The organism is Kitasatospora sp. NPDC004669, assembly GCF_040609455.1.
Classification (GTDB): Bacteria; Actinomycetota; Actinomycetes; order Streptomycetales; family Streptomycetaceae; genus Kitasatospora.
This window is the reverse complement of the sequence record NZ_JBEXKB010000026.1, coordinates 17910-34006: the sequence shown is the minus strand read 5'-3', so window position 1 is coordinate 34006 and position 16097 is coordinate 17910. Positions and strand designations below refer to the sequence as shown.

The following is a 16097-nucleotide window of genomic DNA, read 5'->3' as shown; positions in this document are numbered from 1 at the left end:
TAAGACAACCGGCCGTTGCCGGCACGTATGCGATTTTCGATACACGGACGATATGTGCCGCCCCGTGGCATTGAGCCTGGATCCGCCGCAGGCATTCGGACAAGCGGTTTCGGGTGAATTCGTGGCCGGTCTGCGGCCGGGTTTCTGCTGGTGGGCGTGCTTGATCGCCGGATGCCGTACCGGTGGCGGGGGCTCCGAGGTCCTGGGTCGTGGGCGGGCAGGGTCGCCGGGGTCGGCGTTCGGGCAGGTGGGACGTCAAGGTTCTGGCCCCGGCGGTCAACCTGGCCGGGACGGCGATCAGTTGGCGGCGGATGGTGCTGGTCCGGGCCTTGGTGTGGAACGTTGATGCCAGGGTGCCGAGCGCGCGTGTGAGGTTGTGGGCGAGCACCGCCGGAGTCAGTCAGGCCGCGTTCGCGGTGAACTTCCCCGACGGGAGATGCCCCGGCGCGGAGTCCTCAAGATCCGCGAAGACCTGCTCGACGACAGCGTGCGCGCGGTGGAACCTCTCCGCCTCCACGAGCGGGAGCGGGGTGTCGGCGAAGACCGCGTGGAACCGGTAGGCCTTGAACAACTCGCCCTGCCTGTCAGGGATGTGGGCGTCACCCAGCCGCCGGACGCGGCGGACCAGGAGCCGCGCCGTGGCCAGATACCTCTTCGCCTTGCCGGTGAACGCGGTGTACTCGCCTCGGCGACCTCTGCGTCCGAGACCCACCGTTCCTCGTCCGTGTCCCAGATCGCCTTCGGGTACTTGATCGCTGTCCAGGCGTCCTCGGCGATGGTCGCGATCAGCTCGCGGACCCTTTTGCTCTGGGCGACGGCCAGTCGGTGTCCACGGCGAGGGCAATGCGGAAGACACCCCCCCTGGGCTGTGACAGAGGTCGGATGCCCATTCGGCGGACTTGTCCCGTACGGTGCAGGTGGTGACCGGTTCCCGCTGGCCCGCCCCGAAATCGCCCGATTCCTGCAGGAGTCCGTCCTCGAGCGACCTGTCCGGGAAAGGGAACGCGTCCTGCATCTGATGGCCCGGCGCCGCCACCGTCGGGCCCTCGCGCAAGCCTGCCACCAGCACCGATTTGCACTCCTGGGCCGGCCGTGGCTGGAATTGTGGCTTCCATTTGCAGCCGTGGCAGACCGGGGGAGTTCTTCGATTCGGGCTGAGGTGTTACCGTCCCAAGGGCGTTCCGTGCTGATGAATTTCATCGACCCGGAGAGGGGTATGCAGTGGCGCCACGATGTTCAGCGCGACGGGGTTCGCACGCCCCCGCTCTTCCACGAAGTTTCGCGTGATCTGGTTCGGGAATGCCCTCTGATCGGACGTTTCCGGGATTCCGCTGGAGACCGCCCGTGGTGGCGCCAAGGCATGACGTGGCTGTCGTCAGGGCCGCGAGTGGACCCGGCACGACCTCTCCGACACCACGGCGTTCCCTGGTTCACGTCGCGGTACGGAACGCATCCCAGCTCCAACGGGGGATTTTCTGCATGCCTTCACAGATCCGTGTACAGGTAGTCAGATTACGGGGAGACCGCAGTGCAGCGAGATCAGCAACACATCGATCAGCAGACGTCAGTCGAAGTCGAGATCAGCTTACTGTCAACAGTCGACTCACCGCGGACCTCGGGGGCGGACCCGGACCACGTGGAAGCGCTGTCCGTGGTGCAGGCCCCGCTCCCGCCCATCCTCGTGCACCGTCCGACGATGCGCGTCATCGACGGTCTCCATCGCGTGCGAGCGGCTGAACTGCGTGGGCAGGAGACGATCGCCGTCAGCTTCTTCGAGGGCAGTGAGGCCGACGCGTTCGTGCTGGCAGTCGAGTCCAACATCATGCACGGCCTCCCTCTGTCGAGGGCCGACCGCAAGCGGGCGGCCGCGCGGATCCTCATCTCGCATCCGCAGTGGTCGGACCGGATGGTCGCATCGGTCACCGGTTTCTCCTCCGGCACGGTGGCCGACATACGCAAGGGGCTGCCGGCCGTGTCCGCCGCCGAGGAGAGCCGGATCGGCCAGGACGGTCGGGTCCGCCCGATCAACGCCGCCGCAGGACGCAGGATCGCCGGAAAGATCATCGCTGAGAACCCCGGCCTGTCATTACGCCAGATCGCCCGGATGGCCGGCATCTCCCCCGAGACCGCCCGCGATGTCAGAGGCCGGCTCCGCCGAGGAGAGGATCCGTTGCCCGCCCGACGGAGCAGGGAACCCGCGAACCCCGAGGCGGGACCTTCGGCACCGCGGCGCGGCACCGGCGTCGCGGCGATACATGACAGGCCGTCGGCGCAGGAGCACAGCGTTCTGTTGCAACGGCTCAGGGCGGATCCGTCGTTGCGGCTGAGCGAGACCGGACGCACCCTGTTGCGGCTGCTCAATCTCCACACGATCAACGCGAAGGAGTGGCAGAGGATCATCGACAACGTACCGCCCCACTGCAGCGGCATAGTGGCCCGTCTGGCCGACGAGCACGCGGTGATGTGGTCGGAGCTGGCCCTTCGGCTGAGTGACGGGGTCGCCGAGAGCGCATAGTCCGCCGTCGCCGCGTCCAAGCGCCGAAAACGGCCGGTTGGTCGGCGAAGTCCTCCTGTCACCGCGTGGCAGGGGGACTTCGCCGACCAGTCGGCCGTCAGGCCCGTCAGGCAGGGACGAAGGTACGGAGCTGCCTGACCGCGGCGACGCCGTCGCAGCCGGACAGGCCGAGGGCGTCGCGGAGTTCGTCGGCCAGCAGGTCGAGCACCCGGCGTGCGCCGGTCTCTCCGGCCGCAGCCAGGCCCCAGATCAGCGGCCGGCCGACCAGGACACCGGACGCCCCGAGAGCGAGCGCCCTGAGCACGTCGGTGCCGCTGCGGATGCCGCTGTCCAGCAGCACGTCGCAGCCGTCCCCCACGGCCGCCGCCACCTCCGGTAGTGCATCGATGCTGGGTACGGCGCCGTCGAGCTGGCGGCCGCCGTGATTGGAGACCACGACCGCGTCGATCCCGAGCTCGGCCGCCCGCAGCGCGTCCTCGGCCGCCAGGACACCCTTGAGCAGCAGCGGAAGCCGGGTCTGCTTCCGCAGGGCCGCCAGCGACGACCACGTCGTCGCAGAGGAGAGGAGCTCGCCGGTGTGGACGGCCACCGAGGAGGTGTTGGCGTGCCGCTGGTGCGCGGTCGAACCGGTGCTGATATTGGCCGCCCGCACATGGCCGGGCAGTGCGAAGCGGTTGCGTACGTCGCGCAGCCGGCGCCCCATCCACGGCACGTCGACGGTGAGCATGAGCGCCTCGCAGCCGGCGTCCTCGGCTCTGCGGACGAGTCGCAGGGACTGCGCGGCATCCCGGAACCAGTAGAGCTGGAACCAGACCGTTCCGCCGATCGCCGTGATCTCCTCGATCGGGACACTGCTCAGCGTGCTCGCGGTGAACGGCACGCCGGCCGCCTTGGCCGCGCGGGCGGCGGCCTTCTCGCCATCGGGGTGGACCAGTTGCTGGTAGGCGACGGGCGCGATGGCGACCGGCATGGGTACGGGCCGACCGAGCAGAGTGGAGGCAGCCGTGCACTGCGACACGTCCCTGAGCACCCGGGGGACGAGGAAGACGCGGTCCAGCGCGCTGCGGTTGGCATCGAGCGTGGTCTCGGCGCCGCTTCCTCCGGCCACGAAGTCCCATACGTCGGCGGGCAGGGCCGAGGCGGCGGCGCGTTCGAAGTCGGCCAAGCAATGGGCCTGGTCGACCGCCACCTCATCGCTGTAGCCCACGCTGCCCCGTCCTTTCCAGCTCCACGGCCTCGTAGAGCGCCTTGATGTTGGCGCTACCGAAGGTTTCGGCGCCCTGGCGCTCGATGACCTCGAAGAACAGCGTGTGCCGGAGGTGGGTCGACGCAGTGAAGATCTGGAAGAGTCGGCCGCCGTGGTCCTCGTCGGCGAGCACGTTCGTCGCCCGAAGGGCCTCCACCTTGGACTCGCGCAGGTCGATCCGCTCGCCCAGCAGGTCGTAGTAGGCCGAGGGAGTGGTGAGGAAGGCAACGCCCCGGTCGGCCAGGGCCCGTACCGAACGGACCGCGTCCGGCGAGGAGAAGGCCAGGTGCTGGACGCCGGACCCCTGGTGGGCCTTGAGGAACTCGTCGATCTGTCCCGGGTCCGCCGAGGGGTCGGGCTGGATGAGCGTCAGGGTCACCGAGCCCGACGGGCTCTGCACCACCTTGGACTCCATGGCCTGCCTGCCGACGACGATGCGCTCCTCGAAGATGTGCTGGAACCCGAGGGCCGCCAGGTAGTAGTCGACCGTGGGGTCGAGATCGCCGGTGTTCAGGCACACCGCGATGTGATCGATGTCGAGCAGCCCCACGTCGGTCGGGTCGTCGCCGGTCTGCGGCGTCGGAGAGAGACCGGCGGGCAGTCCCGGCCCCGCCCCGGGAGCGCGCTGGACGAGTGTGTGGACGACGTCCCCGAAGCCGCCGAGGACAGCCGTCATGGTCGGCCCGTCGCCCGGGTGCGGGGTCGGCGGGCGGTGGACGCGGGCACCGTTCGCGACCGCTGCGTCAAATGCCGCGGTCACGTCCGTGGTTCGCAGCGCGATGTCGGCGACACCGTCTCCGTGGGAGGCGACGTAGGCCGAGGCCGCGTGATCGTCCGACGTCGCCTCAGTGAGCACCAGGGTGATCCGTCCGTGGCGCAGCGCGACGCTCCGGTGGTCGGCGAAGTCGCCGGAGCCGACAGGAGTGAAGGCGTATGTGTCGACCCAGGTGAGTGCAGCCGTCTCCAGGTGTTCCACGTACATCTCTACGTAGTCGACCGAGAGATCCGCCGGCGGGTCCGCGTGCTCTGCTAATTCGCTCATGACTGTATCCATGTCAGGAAGAGAAGGGCAGGGTTCTGCGAACAGTAATGGCTGCCCCCGCGGGAAAAAAGCAGAGGACTGCTGGACGGATGGACTCCCGGTCCGTCGGGTACTGCCGGTCGGAATTCTGGTTGTGGCCGGTGGCCTTTCGAACAGGTGATGTCTCATGATTCGCGCCATGGCCGTCATCGGCACAGGTCTGATCGGTACCTCGGTCGCGCTCGCGGCAAGTCGGCAGGGAGTGCTGGTGTATCGCTCACCCCGTCGCCGATGACGTCCGACGCGGCCTTCAACCAGGCCCGCGGCCGGGACGAAGGCATGCGGACGGTGATGGAACTGCCCGATCGGGGTGTCGCCGGGCCGGCGGAGATCCGTGGGCGCCGTCCCGGTGCCTGCGGGTGTGGCAGCGCGGTGCGTGTGACCGTCCCGGACCGTCCCGGGGAACTGCCGCGGCTGCTGGGCGCCATCGCGGACTTCGGCGTCGATTCCGAGGACGCCGCCGTCGACGCCGACGAGGCCGGCGCGCTCACCGTGGGGTTCACCGTCCGGCCGGGCGCCGCCGACCGGATCGTGGCTTCGCCCAGGGCCGGCGGATGGGAAGCGGTACGGCCGAACAGCACCGGACCGTACTTCACGGAAATGGTGCGAAAAGGAGACGGCATTCCGCCGGAAGCCGTGTCCAAGTGAGCATTTATGCCGGTTGGACGGCGATTGTCGAACGCCTCCCCGTGTGTGATCCTGTATCGGCAGGCCCCGACACTCACTGAATTATCTCGCGTGGGGGGAACCTATGGCTGGACGCGGCGTGCACGAATATGCACATCATGCGCATGAAGGACTCGTCCCCGTGCCGTCGGATTTCCTGGCGACGGCCGAACCGGTGGCACTGCGGAAGGCGGACCTGCACGGCAGCGTCTCCGATCCGGTCCTGGACACGATGAACTTCCTCAACGAGGTCACGCTCCGCTATCCCGACGCGATTTCCTTTGCGCCCGGTCGTCCCTATGACGGGTTCTTCGAGACCGAGCAGATCTTCTCGTACGTCCGCCGGTATCTGGAGCACCTCGCCGAGGAGGGCGGTTCACCGCAGCAGATCCGCACCGCCATGTACCAGTACGGTCCCACGGCCGGTCAGATCCGCGAGGTCATCGCTGACTCGCTCCGCGCCGACGAGAACATCGACGTCCCCCCCGAGTCCATCGTGGTGACCGTCGGCGCCCAGGAGGCCATGCTGCTGGTGCTGCGTGCCCTGATCAGCGGCCCCGACGACGTTCTGCTCGTCTCCAGCCCCTGCTATGTGGGGATCACCGGCGCGGCCCGCCTGCTGGACATCGCGCTGACTCCGGTCGTGGAGCGGGCGGACGGGTTCTCCTGTGCCGACCTGGAGGCGGCGATCCAGGACGAGCGGGCTCGTGGGCGCCGTCCCCGTGCCTTCTACGTGGTGCCCGACCACGCCAATCCGTCGGGGAACACGATAGGGCCGCAGGCCCGCGCCGAACTCCTGGAACTCGCAGCGCGTCACGGCATCCTCATCCTGGAGGACAGCCCCTACCGGATGGTCAGCCCCGGCCCCCCACTGCCGACCCTGAAGTCTCTGGACCGGGCCCGCACGGTCGTTCACCTGGGCTCCTTCTCCAAGACGATTTTTCCCGGCGCCCGAGTCGGCTTCGCCGTCGCCGACCAGTTGGTCGTGGACCAGGCCGGCCTGACCAGCCTCCTCGCGGACGAACTCGCCAAGATCAAGAGCATGGTGACGGTGAACACCTCGTCGCTGAGCCAGGCCGCGGTGGCGGGCGCGCTGCTCGCCGCGCAGGGCCGGATCTCCGAGCTGAACGCCAGGGCGGGCGAGTACTACGGCGACGCCATGCAGTGCACGCTCCGGCACCTGGACGCACGTCTTCCGGCGGACCGGCGAGCGGCTCTGGGGGTGCGCTGGAACGAACCGACCGGCGGCTTCTTCCTGACCGTGCAGGTCCCGTTCCGGGCGGACGGCGCCGCACTCACCCGGTCCGCAGAGGACTTCGGCGTCATCTGGACGCCGATGGAGCACTTCTACCCGGGAGAGGGCGGACACCACGGCATCCGGCTCTCCACCAGCTATCTGACACCCGCTGAGATCAATGAGGGGACCGCCCGGCTCGCGCGCTTCATCGAGGCGGAGAGCGCGATGTCATGACGACCAGGAATTGACGAACCATCGCAACTCATCAGGAAAGGTGATGAACATGACCGAAGACGCCGTCATTCACAAGCCGCGCAGTAAGCCGCGCATGTGGGGGTGGACGTTCCGGTGACCGTCAACGTCGACCATCCGGTAGTGCTCGACACCCCTGTCCCGGAGACGGAGGTACAGTCCGCACAGGACCCCGCCTTCCCAACTCTCCCACGGCCCCGCATCGTCGGCGTGGGCACGGCCGTGACCCGTACGTCCTACTCCCAGCAGGAAGTGCTCGACGCCTTCGGGATCACCGACCCCAAAGTCCGTTCCGTCTTCCTCAACAGCGCCATCGAGCGACGCAACCTCGTCCTGCCGCCCGGGGACAGCGACGACGGCCGCGTCCCGGAGGCCCAGGGCGACCTGCTCGACAAGCACAAGCAGCTGGCGGTCGAGATGGGTGCCGCGGCCCTGCAGGCCTGTCTGAAGCGCTGCGGTGCCGAACTCTCGGATCTGCGTCACCTGTGCTGCGTGACGTCCACCGGCTTCCTCACCCCCGGACTCAGTGCGCTGCTGATACGGGAACTGGGCATCGACCGCCACTGCAGCCGCAGCGACATCGTCGGCATGGGCTGCAACGCGGGACTCAACGCCCTCAACGTGGTGGCGGGCTGGTCCGCCGCCCATCCCGGGGAACTCGCCGTGGTGCTGTGCGCGGAGGCGTGCTCGGCCGCGTACACGATGGACTCGACGATGCGGACCGCGGTCGTGAACAGCCTGTTCGGCGACGGCGCGGCGGCCGTCGCGCTGCTCGCGGACCCCAGCGGCGCCACGACGGCCGCTTCCGAGGGCCCGGCCGTTCTGAAGTTCGCCAGCTGCATCATCCCCGAGGCGATCGACGCCATGCGCTACGACTGGGACCGCACGCAGGACAGGTTCAGCTTCTTCCTGGACCCGCAGATCCCCTACGTGGTGGGCGCGCACGCCGAGATCGTCGTCGACCGCCTGCTGTCGGGCACGGGCCTGCGCTACAGCGACGTCGGACACTGGGTGGTGCACTCCGGCGGCAAGAAGGTGATCGACGCCGTCGTCGTCAACCTCGGACTCACTCGCCACGATGTCCGGCACACCATCGGTGTGCTGCGCGACCACGGCAATGTCTCCAGCGGTTCGTTCCTTTTCTCGTACGAACGGCTCCTCGAAGAGGGCATCGCACGACCGGGAGAGTATGGAGTGCTCGTGACCATGGGACCGGGCTCGACGATCGAAACGGCGCTGGTCCGGTGGTGAGGCCGCAGAGCGCGGACGATGCGCTGACCCTGACGATCGACGGGACGGAGCCGCCGTCGGCCGCCTCCGTCAAGGCACTCGCGGCCATCTGCGACCGGGCCGAGGACGTGGCCCGTTACCACGGCGGGGCCGGCATGGTCACGGTGCACGTCGCCGGAGCCCCCGAGGGGGCCTGGACCAGCGGGCTGGACGTCATGCTGGTCACCAAGTGGGAACGGGTCCTGCGCCGGCTGGAACGGCTCCCCATGGCCACGGTCGCGGTGGCCTCGGGTGACTGCGGCGGGTCGGCCCTGGACGCGCTGCTGGCCACCGACATCCGCGTGGCTGCCCCCGGTACCAGGCTGTTGGTCCCGCGAGACGGCTCCGCCACCTGGCCCGGGATGGCCGGCCACCGGCTCGTCCAGCAGGCCGGCCTCGGCAGGATCCGCCGGGCGGTGCTGTTCGGCCTGCCCCTCAGCGCTGCCGATGCGGTGCGGCTGGGAATCGTCGACGAACTGGCCGACGATCCGGCGGCCGCGGTGGAGGCCGCGGCGGAACTGGTCGCCGGTCTGGCCGGCAAGGAGGTGGCGATCCGACGCCAGCTCCTGTTCGACGCCACGACGATGAGCTTCGAGGACGCCCTCGGCGCCCACCTGGCTGCCTGCGACCGCGCCCTGCGCGGGGAGGACGCAGCCGAGGGGCCGCTATGACGACCGGCCTGCCACCCGGAGAGGATCCCGACGGCGTCTGGCCGGCTCTGACCGAGGCCGCCGCGCACGTGGAGAAGCTGCTGGCCGCACTTCCGGAGGCCGGCGCGCGCTCACCCGCCCAGCGGGCCGGGATCGCCGCTGCCCACGACGCTGCCCGTGCGCTGCGCGTCCGCTTCCTGGACACCCACGCCGACGCCGTCTACGACCGGCTCACGGAGCACCGCCGCATTCACCTGCGGCTCGCGGAGCTCGTCGAAGCCGCTGCCACCGCCTTCCCCGGGCTGGTCCCCACCCGGCAGCAGCTCGCCGCGGAGCGGTCCCTGCCCCAGGCCGCCAAGGAGGGCCACGAGATCGACCAGGGCATCTTCCTGCGAGCGGTGCTCCGGTCGCCCGTCGCCGGCCCGCATCTGCTGGACGCCATGCTCCGCCCGACCACGCGCGCCCTGGAGCTGCTTCCGGACTTCCTGCGCACCGGCGAGGTGGAGATGGAAGCCGTCCACCTGGAACGCCGGGACGGAGTGGCGCGGCTGACCATGTGCCGCGACGACTGCCTGAACGCCGAGGACGGCCAGCAGGTCGACGACATGGAGACCGCCGTCGACCTCGCCCTGCTCGATCCGGCCGTCTGGGTGGGGCTGCTGCGCGGCGGGGAGATGAGCCATCCCCGCTACCGGGGCAAACGGGTGTTCAGCGCCGGAATCAACCTCAAGTACCTGAGCTCCGGCGGCATTTCACTGGTCGACTTCCTGCTGCGCCGGGAACTCGGCTACATCCACAAGCTCGTCCGGGGCGTGCTGACCGACGACGGCCGACCCGGATCGTGGCACTCACCCCGGATCGACAAACCGTGGGTTGCCGCAGTGGACGGCTTCGCGATCGGCGGCGGAGCCCAGCTGCTGCTGGTCTTCGACCGCGTACTCGCCTCCTCCGATGCCTACTTCAGCCTGCCCGCGGCGAAGGAGGGCATCATCCCGGGAGCAGCGAACCTGCGGCTCGGCCGGTTCGCCGGGCCGCGCCTGTCCCGGCAGCTCATCCTTGAGGGCCGCCGGATCTGGGCGAAGGAACCCGAGGCGCGGCTGCTGGTCGACGAGGTCGTGGAGTCGGACGAGCTGGACGCCGCCATCGAGCGGAGCCTGGCGCGACTCGACGGGGACGCCGTGCTCGCCAACCGGCGGATGCTGCACCTCGCCGAGGAGTCACCGCACGGGTTCCGCGCGTACATGGCGGAGTTCGCCCTCCAGCAGGCTCTGCGGCTCTACAGCCAGGACGTGATCGACAAGGTCGGCCGATTCGAAGGGCGGGCCTCCGTATGACCAGCGACCGCAAGCGGGTGCGTTACGAGAAGGAGAACCACGTCGCCCGCGTCACGCTCGACCGCCCCGAGGTGCTCAACGCGATGGATCTGCGCATGCATGAGGAGCTCGCCGAGATCTGGGACGACGTCGAGGCCGACGACGACATCAGGGTCGCCGTGCTGACCGGAGCGGGTGAACGCGCCTTCTCCGTGGGCCAGGACCTCAAGGAGCGGGCCCATCTCGACCGGCAGGGCGTCCCTCCGACGACCTTCGGCAGCCGTGGGCAGCCGGGCTGGCCCCGGCTCACCGACCGCTTCACGCTGTCCAAACCGGTGCTCGCACGGGTCCACGGTCACGCCCTGGGCGGTGGTTTCGAACTCGCCCTGGCCTGCGACCTGATCGTCGCCTCGGACCAGGCGGTCTTCGCCCTGCCCGAGGCCCGGCTCGGTCTCGTGCCCGGTGCGGGCGGCGCCTTCCGGCTGGCCAGGCAGCTGCCGGAGAAGATCGCCATGGGCTACTTGCTCACCGGCCGTCGGCTGAGCGCCACGACAGCCATGCACTACGGGCTCGTCAACGAGGTCGTCCCGGCCGACCGGTTGGACGCCTGCGTCCAGCAGTGGACCGACGACCTGGTCCGCAGTGCCCCGCTCTCGGTCCGGGCCATCAAGGAAGCCGCCACGAAATCCGTCGACATGCCCCTTGAGCAGGCGTTCACCGCCGAGTACGACTGGGAGGAACGCCGCAGGCACAGCAGCGACGCGGTCGAAGGAGTCCGGGCCTTCGCGGACAAGCGCGACCCCGTCTGGACCGGTCGCTGAGCCGAGCGCGGAGCGGGGTCCGTCGTCCGCTTCACCCGACACGACCCGCAGTGGGGATCCACTGTTCGACTCAGCTGCTGCATCCGTCGCGGTCTACAGCGACCGCGCCGACGACTACGCGGTCACCCACGCCTCCAAGATGGCCGACCAGGTCGAGCGGTTCGCCAACTCGCTGCCGGCTCCCTCACTGATCCTGGACGCCGGTTGCGGCCCTGGCCGCGACCTTGTGCGATTCACCGCCCACGGTCACAGCGTCCGAGGTGTCGACCTCAACCCGGCGTTCGTCGCCATGGCCAATGCCCACGCACCCACCTCACAGTGCGACCTGCGCGACATCGGATCTCAATTCGCTGCTGGAACGGTCGACGGGATCTGGGCCTGCGCATCGCTCGTGCACCTTCGCGAGTCAGAGACTGTGGACGTGCCCGGCCAGTTCGCCAGGCTACTGCGCCCCGGCGGCAAGCTGTACGCGTGCGTCAGGTCCGTCGGCCGCACCGGCTGGCTCGATGAGCCCGACGGACGCCGCTGGTACACGGTGTGGGACGCCGAGGCGTTCGCTGACGCAGTCGCCGACGCCGGGTTCGAAGTCGACCACATTGACCAGGGCGTATTTGTGGAGGTATGGGGCACCCGCAGCCCCATCGGCAGCCCGTAGCCGACAGCCCTGCGGGAACGGCCGCGCCGGGACGTCAAAGGACCGTAGCGTGTCGCGGCCAAGTGGAGCAGTCGACGACATTCCTCCGAAGAGCAGGACGGCGCCCGAGGTGACCGGGTACGCCAGGACGAACAGGCCACCTGCGGCCAGATGCGCTTGGAGGGCCCGGACCGCGGATCAGTGAAAGGACAGCCAGCGGTTGGCCTCCGTGTTGAGGACGGTGACGACGAGAAGCGAGGTGAAATTGGCCAGGACGGGCGGCGGCCAGTGACGCAGAACCCAGTACGGCAGGGCCTGGGCCGCCGCGGAGGCGACGCCGATCGCGGCGAACCAGAACACCTGCCTGGTCAGTGGGGTGCGGCCGGGCCGGGTGGGGGCGCTGCGCCGTGCGCTGAGGCGTCGCACTCCACCGGCGTGAGGCCACCGTGCGGGGATCCGCCGAGTCGTGCGGAGTGCCGGTTCGCCCGTTCGGCTGGCGACGGACACCCGCCTGCACGCTGGAGGCGGAAAGCTGACTCGGTCTGTGCCAGTTTGTAGCTGACGACTTGACAGGCACGAACGGCACGACGGGGTTCGACCCACCGTCTGAGAGTCGGCCCGGGGACAGTGGAGGCAGCCGATGGACAGTGGCGGACGGCCGCCGGCCCCGGGCTCCGGCGGGCCGCAGCGACCGGGATCGGGGGAGGGGAAGGCGCGGGGGCGCTTCGAACGCGTTCGCGCTGCCGCGGCGGCGCGGGCTGCCAAGGGGGCCGCCCGTGGCCGGGCCCTGGTGCGGCGGGTCGAGCAGATTCCTCCGCCCCCGGGGCCGTTCCGCCCCGGTTTCTGGCGTAGCCCGATCCGCGGGCCGTGGCTGACCTCGGTGTTCGGTCTGGTGCTGCTGATCGGTATTCCGCTGCTCTTCGTGACCGGCGCACTGTCCTACGCCGCCTACAACCCCGGCCTCGGCGTACTCAACGACCAGACCCCGGACAAGGGCGTGCTGGGTTTCTACCTCTTCGACTGGCCCACACATCCGTACTGGCTGTACCGGCTGACCCAGGGCGTGCACGTGACGCTCGGCGTGGTCCTGGTGCCGGTGGTGCTGGCCAAGCTGTGGTCGGTGATCCCGAAGCTGTTCGAGTGGCCGCCGGCTCGCAGCGCCGCCCACGCGCTGGAACGGTTGTCGCTGCTGGCGCTGGTGGGCGGGGTGGTTTTTGAGTTCGTCACCGGCATCCTCAACATCCAGCTGTACTACGTCTTCCCCGGCTCCTTTTACACCCTCCACTTCTACGGCGCCTGGGTGTTCATCGCCGCCTTCGTCGTCCACGTATCCCTCAAACTCGGCCGGATGATCCGCGCCCTGCGCTCCCGGGGCCTGGCGGCCGAACTGCGCACCGATCTCGCCCACACCCGGCCCGAGCCACCCGACCCCGACGGCCTGGTGCCGACCGCCCCAGCGCCGCCGACGATGACCCGCCGCGGAGCGGTGGGCATGGTGGGGGCGGGCTCCCTGCTGCTTCTCGTGGTAACCGCCGGACAGAGCATCGGCGGCCGGCTGCGCGGCACGGCCCTGCTCGCGCCGCACAACCGCGAACCGGGCAGCGGCCCGAACGGCTTCCAGATCAACAAGACGGCGGCGTCCGTCGGCGTCAACCCGGCGCATGTCGGCCCGGACTGGCGGCTGGAGGTCCACGGCCCCGGACCGACGCTCTTCTTCACCCGCGAGCAACTCCTCGCGATGCCCCAGCAAGCCGCCGCACTGCCGATCGCCTGCGTCGAGGGATGGTCCACCCCCGACCAGTACTGGAGCGGCCTGCGGCTGGCCGACCTGGCTGCTCTGGCGGGCCTGCCGGCCGCCGCAAGCGTCCTGGTGGAATCCGTCCAACCACCCGGCCCCTACAGCTCGGTGGTACTGCGGGGCAACCAGATCCACGACCCCCGATCACTGCTCGCCCTGCACGTCAACGGCGTGGACCTCTCACTCGACCACGGCTACCCGGCCCGCATCATCGTCCCGGCCAACCCCGGCGTGAACAACACCAAATGGGTGCACCGACTCACCTTCAGGACCTGACCATGGCACGCCTCATCCGCTGGTACGGCTCCGGACCCCTGCACCTCCTCGTCCTGATCGCCTCGTTCGCCCTCACCGGCTACGCCCTGGTGCGCCTGTTCACCGAGCGCCCGCTCGGCGTGGCGATCTGGTTCGTCGGCGCGGCCATCGGCCACGACCTGATCCTGCTGCCCCTGTACTCACTCGCCGACCTCTCGGCCCAGTCCGTGCTGCGCCACCGCCCGGAACACACCCCTGCGGTGCCGTGGATCAACTACCTGCGCGTGCCCGCCTTCCTGTCCGGTGTCCTGCTGCTCGTGTGGTTTCCCCTGATCCTCAATCTGTCGATCCCCTACCAGGGCGACACGCGGCTGCCGGAAGACGTCTACCTCGGCCGATGGCTGGCGATCACCGCCGTGCTGTTCGGCGCGGCAGCGATCGCCTTCGCTCTCAAGCTCCGCCGCGTCCGGCGGACCGCCCGAGTGGACGAGGAACGAGCCGCACCAGGTAACGACGCACCGTGACGACCGACGAGGAAGCGCCGTCCCACGTGGGCGCAGACCCCTACGCGCACGTCCTGCGCAGCGGCCACGGACCGGTGTACCTGCGGCTGACGGACGGGCGCCGGATCCGGATGCCGGTGCATCAGTGGTATGCGCAGCCCACCGTGGCCGCCGTCGACCAGGAGGATGTGCCCGGTGACGTAGCTCCGGGTCTGATCGGTTGCCCGGAAACTCGATCCGGACCGCAGTGCCAACAGCGCGATCGCCAACGAAGCCTTGGCATCACGGCTGAGCGAGCTGTCCGTCTGGCACTCGATCGGTGAGAAGGCTGGGGCACTCCCGGCTCGTGGCAGTGGAAGGAGATCATCCGCGACCTTCAACACTGGCTTGTGACCATCCGCCGCCCACGCCGTGACGATCGGATACCCCAGACGGAAGTGCGGGTGCCGCTGCACCGGGATACCGGTCACTGAGACCAACGTCTCGCAGTGCCGGCCGCGCGGGTCAGGTGGGTTGGTCTCCTTCGTCGACGAGGTGAGCCAGTTCACCGCTCACCGGGCGGGCCCCCACTGGTTGCCCAGGTCGGCTTCGATGGTCATTACCGGAAGCCGCGCGTCGGCTGCCGACAGGTGTCTGCACGTGCAACAGTGCCGGGCATCATCCTGGCCGGCGCTTCGGGGGCGAGGGTGGCTGACTGGCTGTCAGTAAAGTCAGCATTGAGTCAGCATTGGTCCGGCCGGACATGGCCACCGGAGGTTGGAGCCTGTGAGGTGCCGGCCTGCGCGGGATGAGGCCCGCGCAGGCCGGACCGAGGTCGGGAGGTCGCCGTGAGGGTGGGGATCGCAGCCCGTCGCGCGGCTGTTCCACACCGGATGAACGAGCAGGTCAGCGCACTCGACCGCGCGATTTCAGCGGGGTGTTGGGGAGCTCGGGAGCGGGCAGGCGGTCGCCCGGGTAGCCCTGGACCTCGCCGAAGCGGCCGAAGTTCATCCAGTCCTCGCGGGCTTGGGTAATGTCCTCCTGAGACCGCCCGATGAAGTTCCACCACATGATGATCTGCTCCTCGAAGGGCGTGCCGCCGAGGAGGATGAGGCGGGCCTCCGTGTCGGTGGTGTTGGTGAGGGTCAGGGTGGTGGGGCCGGGGGCGAGGTAGCCGAGGTCGGCGGAGTCCAACAGGGTTTCGGCGAGGCGGACTTGGCCGCGGTCGACGAGGAGGCCGTGTTCGAAGGCGGGGTCGACGGCGAGGGTGACGGTGGCGTTCGAGCGGAGGGTGAGTTCGGCGCCGAGGAGGGGGGTGAAGGTCGGGACGGGGGAGGTGTCGCCGGCCAGGGTGCCGAGGAAGACGCGGGCCTCGCCGCCGTCCAGGGGGACCGGCTGGGGGATGTGGTGGTGGAAGTCGCGGGCGGTGTGGCGGTGTTCGTCGGGCAGGGCGACCCAGAGTTGGACGCCGTGCAGGACGGTGGTGGCGGGGGTGGAGACCTCGGAGTGGCAGATGCCGTGGCCGGAGGTCATCAGGTTCAGCTCGCCCGGGCGGACGAAGGCGTGGACGCCGAGGCTGTCGCGGTGCTCGATCTCGCCGGTGAACAGCCAGCTCACCGTCTGCAGGCCGGTGTGGGGGTGCGGGGCGACGTCCATTCCGCCGGTGCGGGCGACGTCGTCGGGACCGTAGTGGTCGACGAAGCACCAGGCTCCGATCAGCCGCCGCGCGCGGTGCGGCAGGGTGCGGCGTACGGTCATCGCGCGGGGGCCGCCGAGCGGGACGTCGCGGGCGGACAGGACCTCCACCTGCGGGTCCTGCGGTTGTGCGGCGGGGCGCGGCTCGATCTCGGCGGTGCTCACGGTGGTGGTCCCTCCCAG

The 16097-nt window shown here is 69.6% G+C and carries 16 protein-coding genes; 11 read left to right on the top strand and 5 right to left on the bottom strand.

What is annotated here, in order from left to right:
* Positions 1-400: 400 nt before the first annotated feature.
* The gene (locus ABZW30_RS22160; RefSeq protein WP_355672865.1) at positions 401-712 is read right to left on the bottom strand and encodes a hypothetical protein; all 312 of its coding nucleotides are present in this window, start codon (positions 710-712) and stop codon (positions 401-403) included.
* Positions 713-1528: 816 nt separating this feature from the next.
* Here ABZW30_RS22160 and ABZW30_RS22155 point away from each other — a divergent pair.
* Positions 1529-2515 carry a ParB N-terminal domain-containing protein gene (locus ABZW30_RS22155; RefSeq protein ID WP_355672864.1) on the top strand — a complete coding sequence of 329 codons (987 nt, stop codon included), beginning with the start codon at positions 1529-1531 and terminating at the stop codon, positions 2513-2515.
* A gap of 106 nt (positions 2516-2621) precedes the next feature.
* On the opposite strand, the gene ABZW30_RS22150 is transcribed toward ABZW30_RS22155, so the two are convergent.
* Complete coding sequence (locus ABZW30_RS22150) at positions 2622-3722, bottom strand: alpha-hydroxy acid oxidase (RefSeq protein WP_355672863.1); 1101 nt, start codon at positions 3720-3722, stop codon at positions 2622-2624.
* The gene (gene hppD, locus ABZW30_RS22145) at positions 3706-4803 is read right to left on the bottom strand and encodes a 4-hydroxyphenylpyruvate dioxygenase (RefSeq protein ID WP_355672862.1); all 1098 of its coding nucleotides are present in this window, start codon (positions 4801-4803) and stop codon (positions 3706-3708) included. Before hppD ends, ABZW30_RS22150 begins: the two co-directional genes overlap by 17 nt.
* Before the next feature lie 417 nt (positions 4804-5220).
* Between hppD and ABZW30_RS22140 the strand changes: the two genes are divergently transcribed.
* The 7 genes from ABZW30_RS22140 to ABZW30_RS22110 all read left to right on the top strand — a co-directional run bounded on the left by ABZW30_RS22140 (position 5221) and on the right by ABZW30_RS22110 (position 11705).
* The gene (locus ABZW30_RS22140; RefSeq protein ID WP_355672861.1) at positions 5221-5490 is read left to right on the top strand and encodes a hypothetical protein; all 270 of its coding nucleotides are present in this window, start codon (positions 5221-5223) and stop codon (positions 5488-5490) included.
* Between the two features lie 250 nt (positions 5491-5740).
* Positions 5741-6979: a PLP-dependent aminotransferase family protein gene (locus ABZW30_RS22135; protein WP_355672918.1), complete on the top strand. Its 1239-nt coding sequence runs from the start codon at positions 5741-5743 to the stop codon at positions 6977-6979.
* 219 nt (positions 6980-7198) lie between these two features.
* Entirely contained in the window at positions 7199-8248 is a 1050-nt protein-coding gene (gene dpgA / locus ABZW30_RS22130; protein ID WP_355672917.1) for a 3,5-dihydroxyphenylacetyl-CoA synthase DpgA, read from the top strand.
* Entirely contained in the window at positions 8245-8937 is a 693-nt protein-coding gene (gene dpgB, locus ABZW30_RS22125; protein ID WP_355672860.1) for an enoyl-CoA-hydratase DpgB, read from the top strand. Before dpgA ends, dpgB begins: the two co-directional genes overlap by 4 nt.
* Positions 8934-10250, top strand: coding sequence for a (3,5-dihydroxyphenyl)acetyl-CoA 1,2-dioxygenase DpgC (gene dpgC / locus ABZW30_RS22120; RefSeq protein WP_355672859.1), 1317 nt, complete (start codon positions 8934-8936; stop codon positions 10248-10250). The genes dpgB and dpgC overlap by 4 nt, the downstream gene beginning before the upstream one ends.
* Positions 10247-11050 (top strand): enoyl-CoA-hydratase DpgD, encoded by an 804-nt coding sequence (dpgD, locus tag ABZW30_RS22115; protein ID WP_355672858.1) that lies wholly within the window; start codon positions 10247-10249, stop codon positions 11048-11050. Before dpgC ends, dpgD begins: the two co-directional genes overlap by 4 nt.
* 139 nt (positions 11051-11189) lie before the next feature.
* A complete protein-coding gene (locus ABZW30_RS22110; RefSeq protein ID WP_355672857.1) occupies positions 11190-11705 on the top strand; it encodes a class I SAM-dependent methyltransferase in 516 nt (171 codons plus the stop codon).
* Positions 11706-11882: 177 nt separating this feature from the next.
* On the opposite strand, the gene ABZW30_RS22105 is transcribed toward ABZW30_RS22110, so the two are convergent.
* Positions 11883-12110, bottom strand: a complete 228-nt coding sequence (locus ABZW30_RS22105; RefSeq protein WP_355672856.1) for a hypothetical protein — start codon at positions 12108-12110, stop codon at positions 11883-11885.
* A gap of 454 nt (positions 12111-12564) precedes the next feature.
* On the opposite strand from ABZW30_RS22105, the gene ABZW30_RS22100 reads away from it, so the two are divergent.
* Genes ABZW30_RS22100 through ABZW30_RS22090 form a run of 3 tightly spaced genes read left to right on the top strand, consistent with a single transcriptional unit; the run spans position 12565 to position 14563 of the window.
* Positions 12565-13758, top strand: coding sequence for a molybdopterin-dependent oxidoreductase (locus ABZW30_RS22100; RefSeq protein ID WP_355672855.1), 1194 nt, complete (start codon positions 12565-12567; stop codon positions 13756-13758).
* Between the two features lie 2 nt (positions 13759-13760).
* On the top strand, positions 13761-14261 hold the full coding sequence (locus ABZW30_RS22095; protein WP_355672854.1) for a hypothetical protein: 501 nt from the start codon (positions 13761-13763) through the stop codon (positions 14259-14261).
* The gene (locus ABZW30_RS22090; protein WP_355672853.1) at positions 14258-14563 is read left to right on the top strand and encodes a hypothetical protein; all 306 of its coding nucleotides are present in this window, start codon (positions 14258-14260) and stop codon (positions 14561-14563) included. The genes ABZW30_RS22095 and ABZW30_RS22090 overlap by 4 nt, the downstream gene beginning before the upstream one ends.
* 562 nt (positions 14564-15125) lie before the next feature.
* On the opposite strand, the gene ABZW30_RS22085 is transcribed toward ABZW30_RS22090, so the two are convergent.
* On the bottom strand, positions 15126-16079 hold the full coding sequence (locus ABZW30_RS22085; protein WP_355672852.1) for a pirin family protein: 954 nt from the start codon (positions 16077-16079) through the stop codon (positions 15126-15128).
* Positions 16080-16097: the final 18 nt, after the last annotated feature.

Excerpts from the sequence above, each read along its gene's own strand:
- hppD (WP_355672862.1), bottom strand. The coding sequence starts at position 4,803 with ATGAGCGAATTAGCAGAGCACGCGGACCCGCCGGCGGATCTCTCGGTC.
- ABZW30_RS22135 (WP_355672918.1), top strand. The coding sequence starts at position 5,741 with ATGAACTTCCTCAACGAGGTCACGCTCCGCTATCCCGACGCGATTTCC.
- dpgC (WP_355672859.1), top strand. The coding sequence starts at position 8,934 with ATGACGACCGGCCTGCCACCCGGAGAGGATCCCGACGGCGTCTGGCCG.
- dpgD (WP_355672858.1), top strand. The coding sequence starts at position 10,247 with ATGACCAGCGACCGCAAGCGGGTGCGTTACGAGAAGGAGAACCACGTC.
- ABZW30_RS22110 (WP_355672857.1), top strand. The coding sequence starts at position 11,190 with ATGGCCGACCAGGTCGAGCGGTTCGCCAACTCGCTGCCGGCTCCCTCA.
- ABZW30_RS22095 (WP_355672854.1), top strand. The coding sequence starts at position 13,761 with ATGGCACGCCTCATCCGCTGGTACGGCTCCGGACCCCTGCACCTCCTC.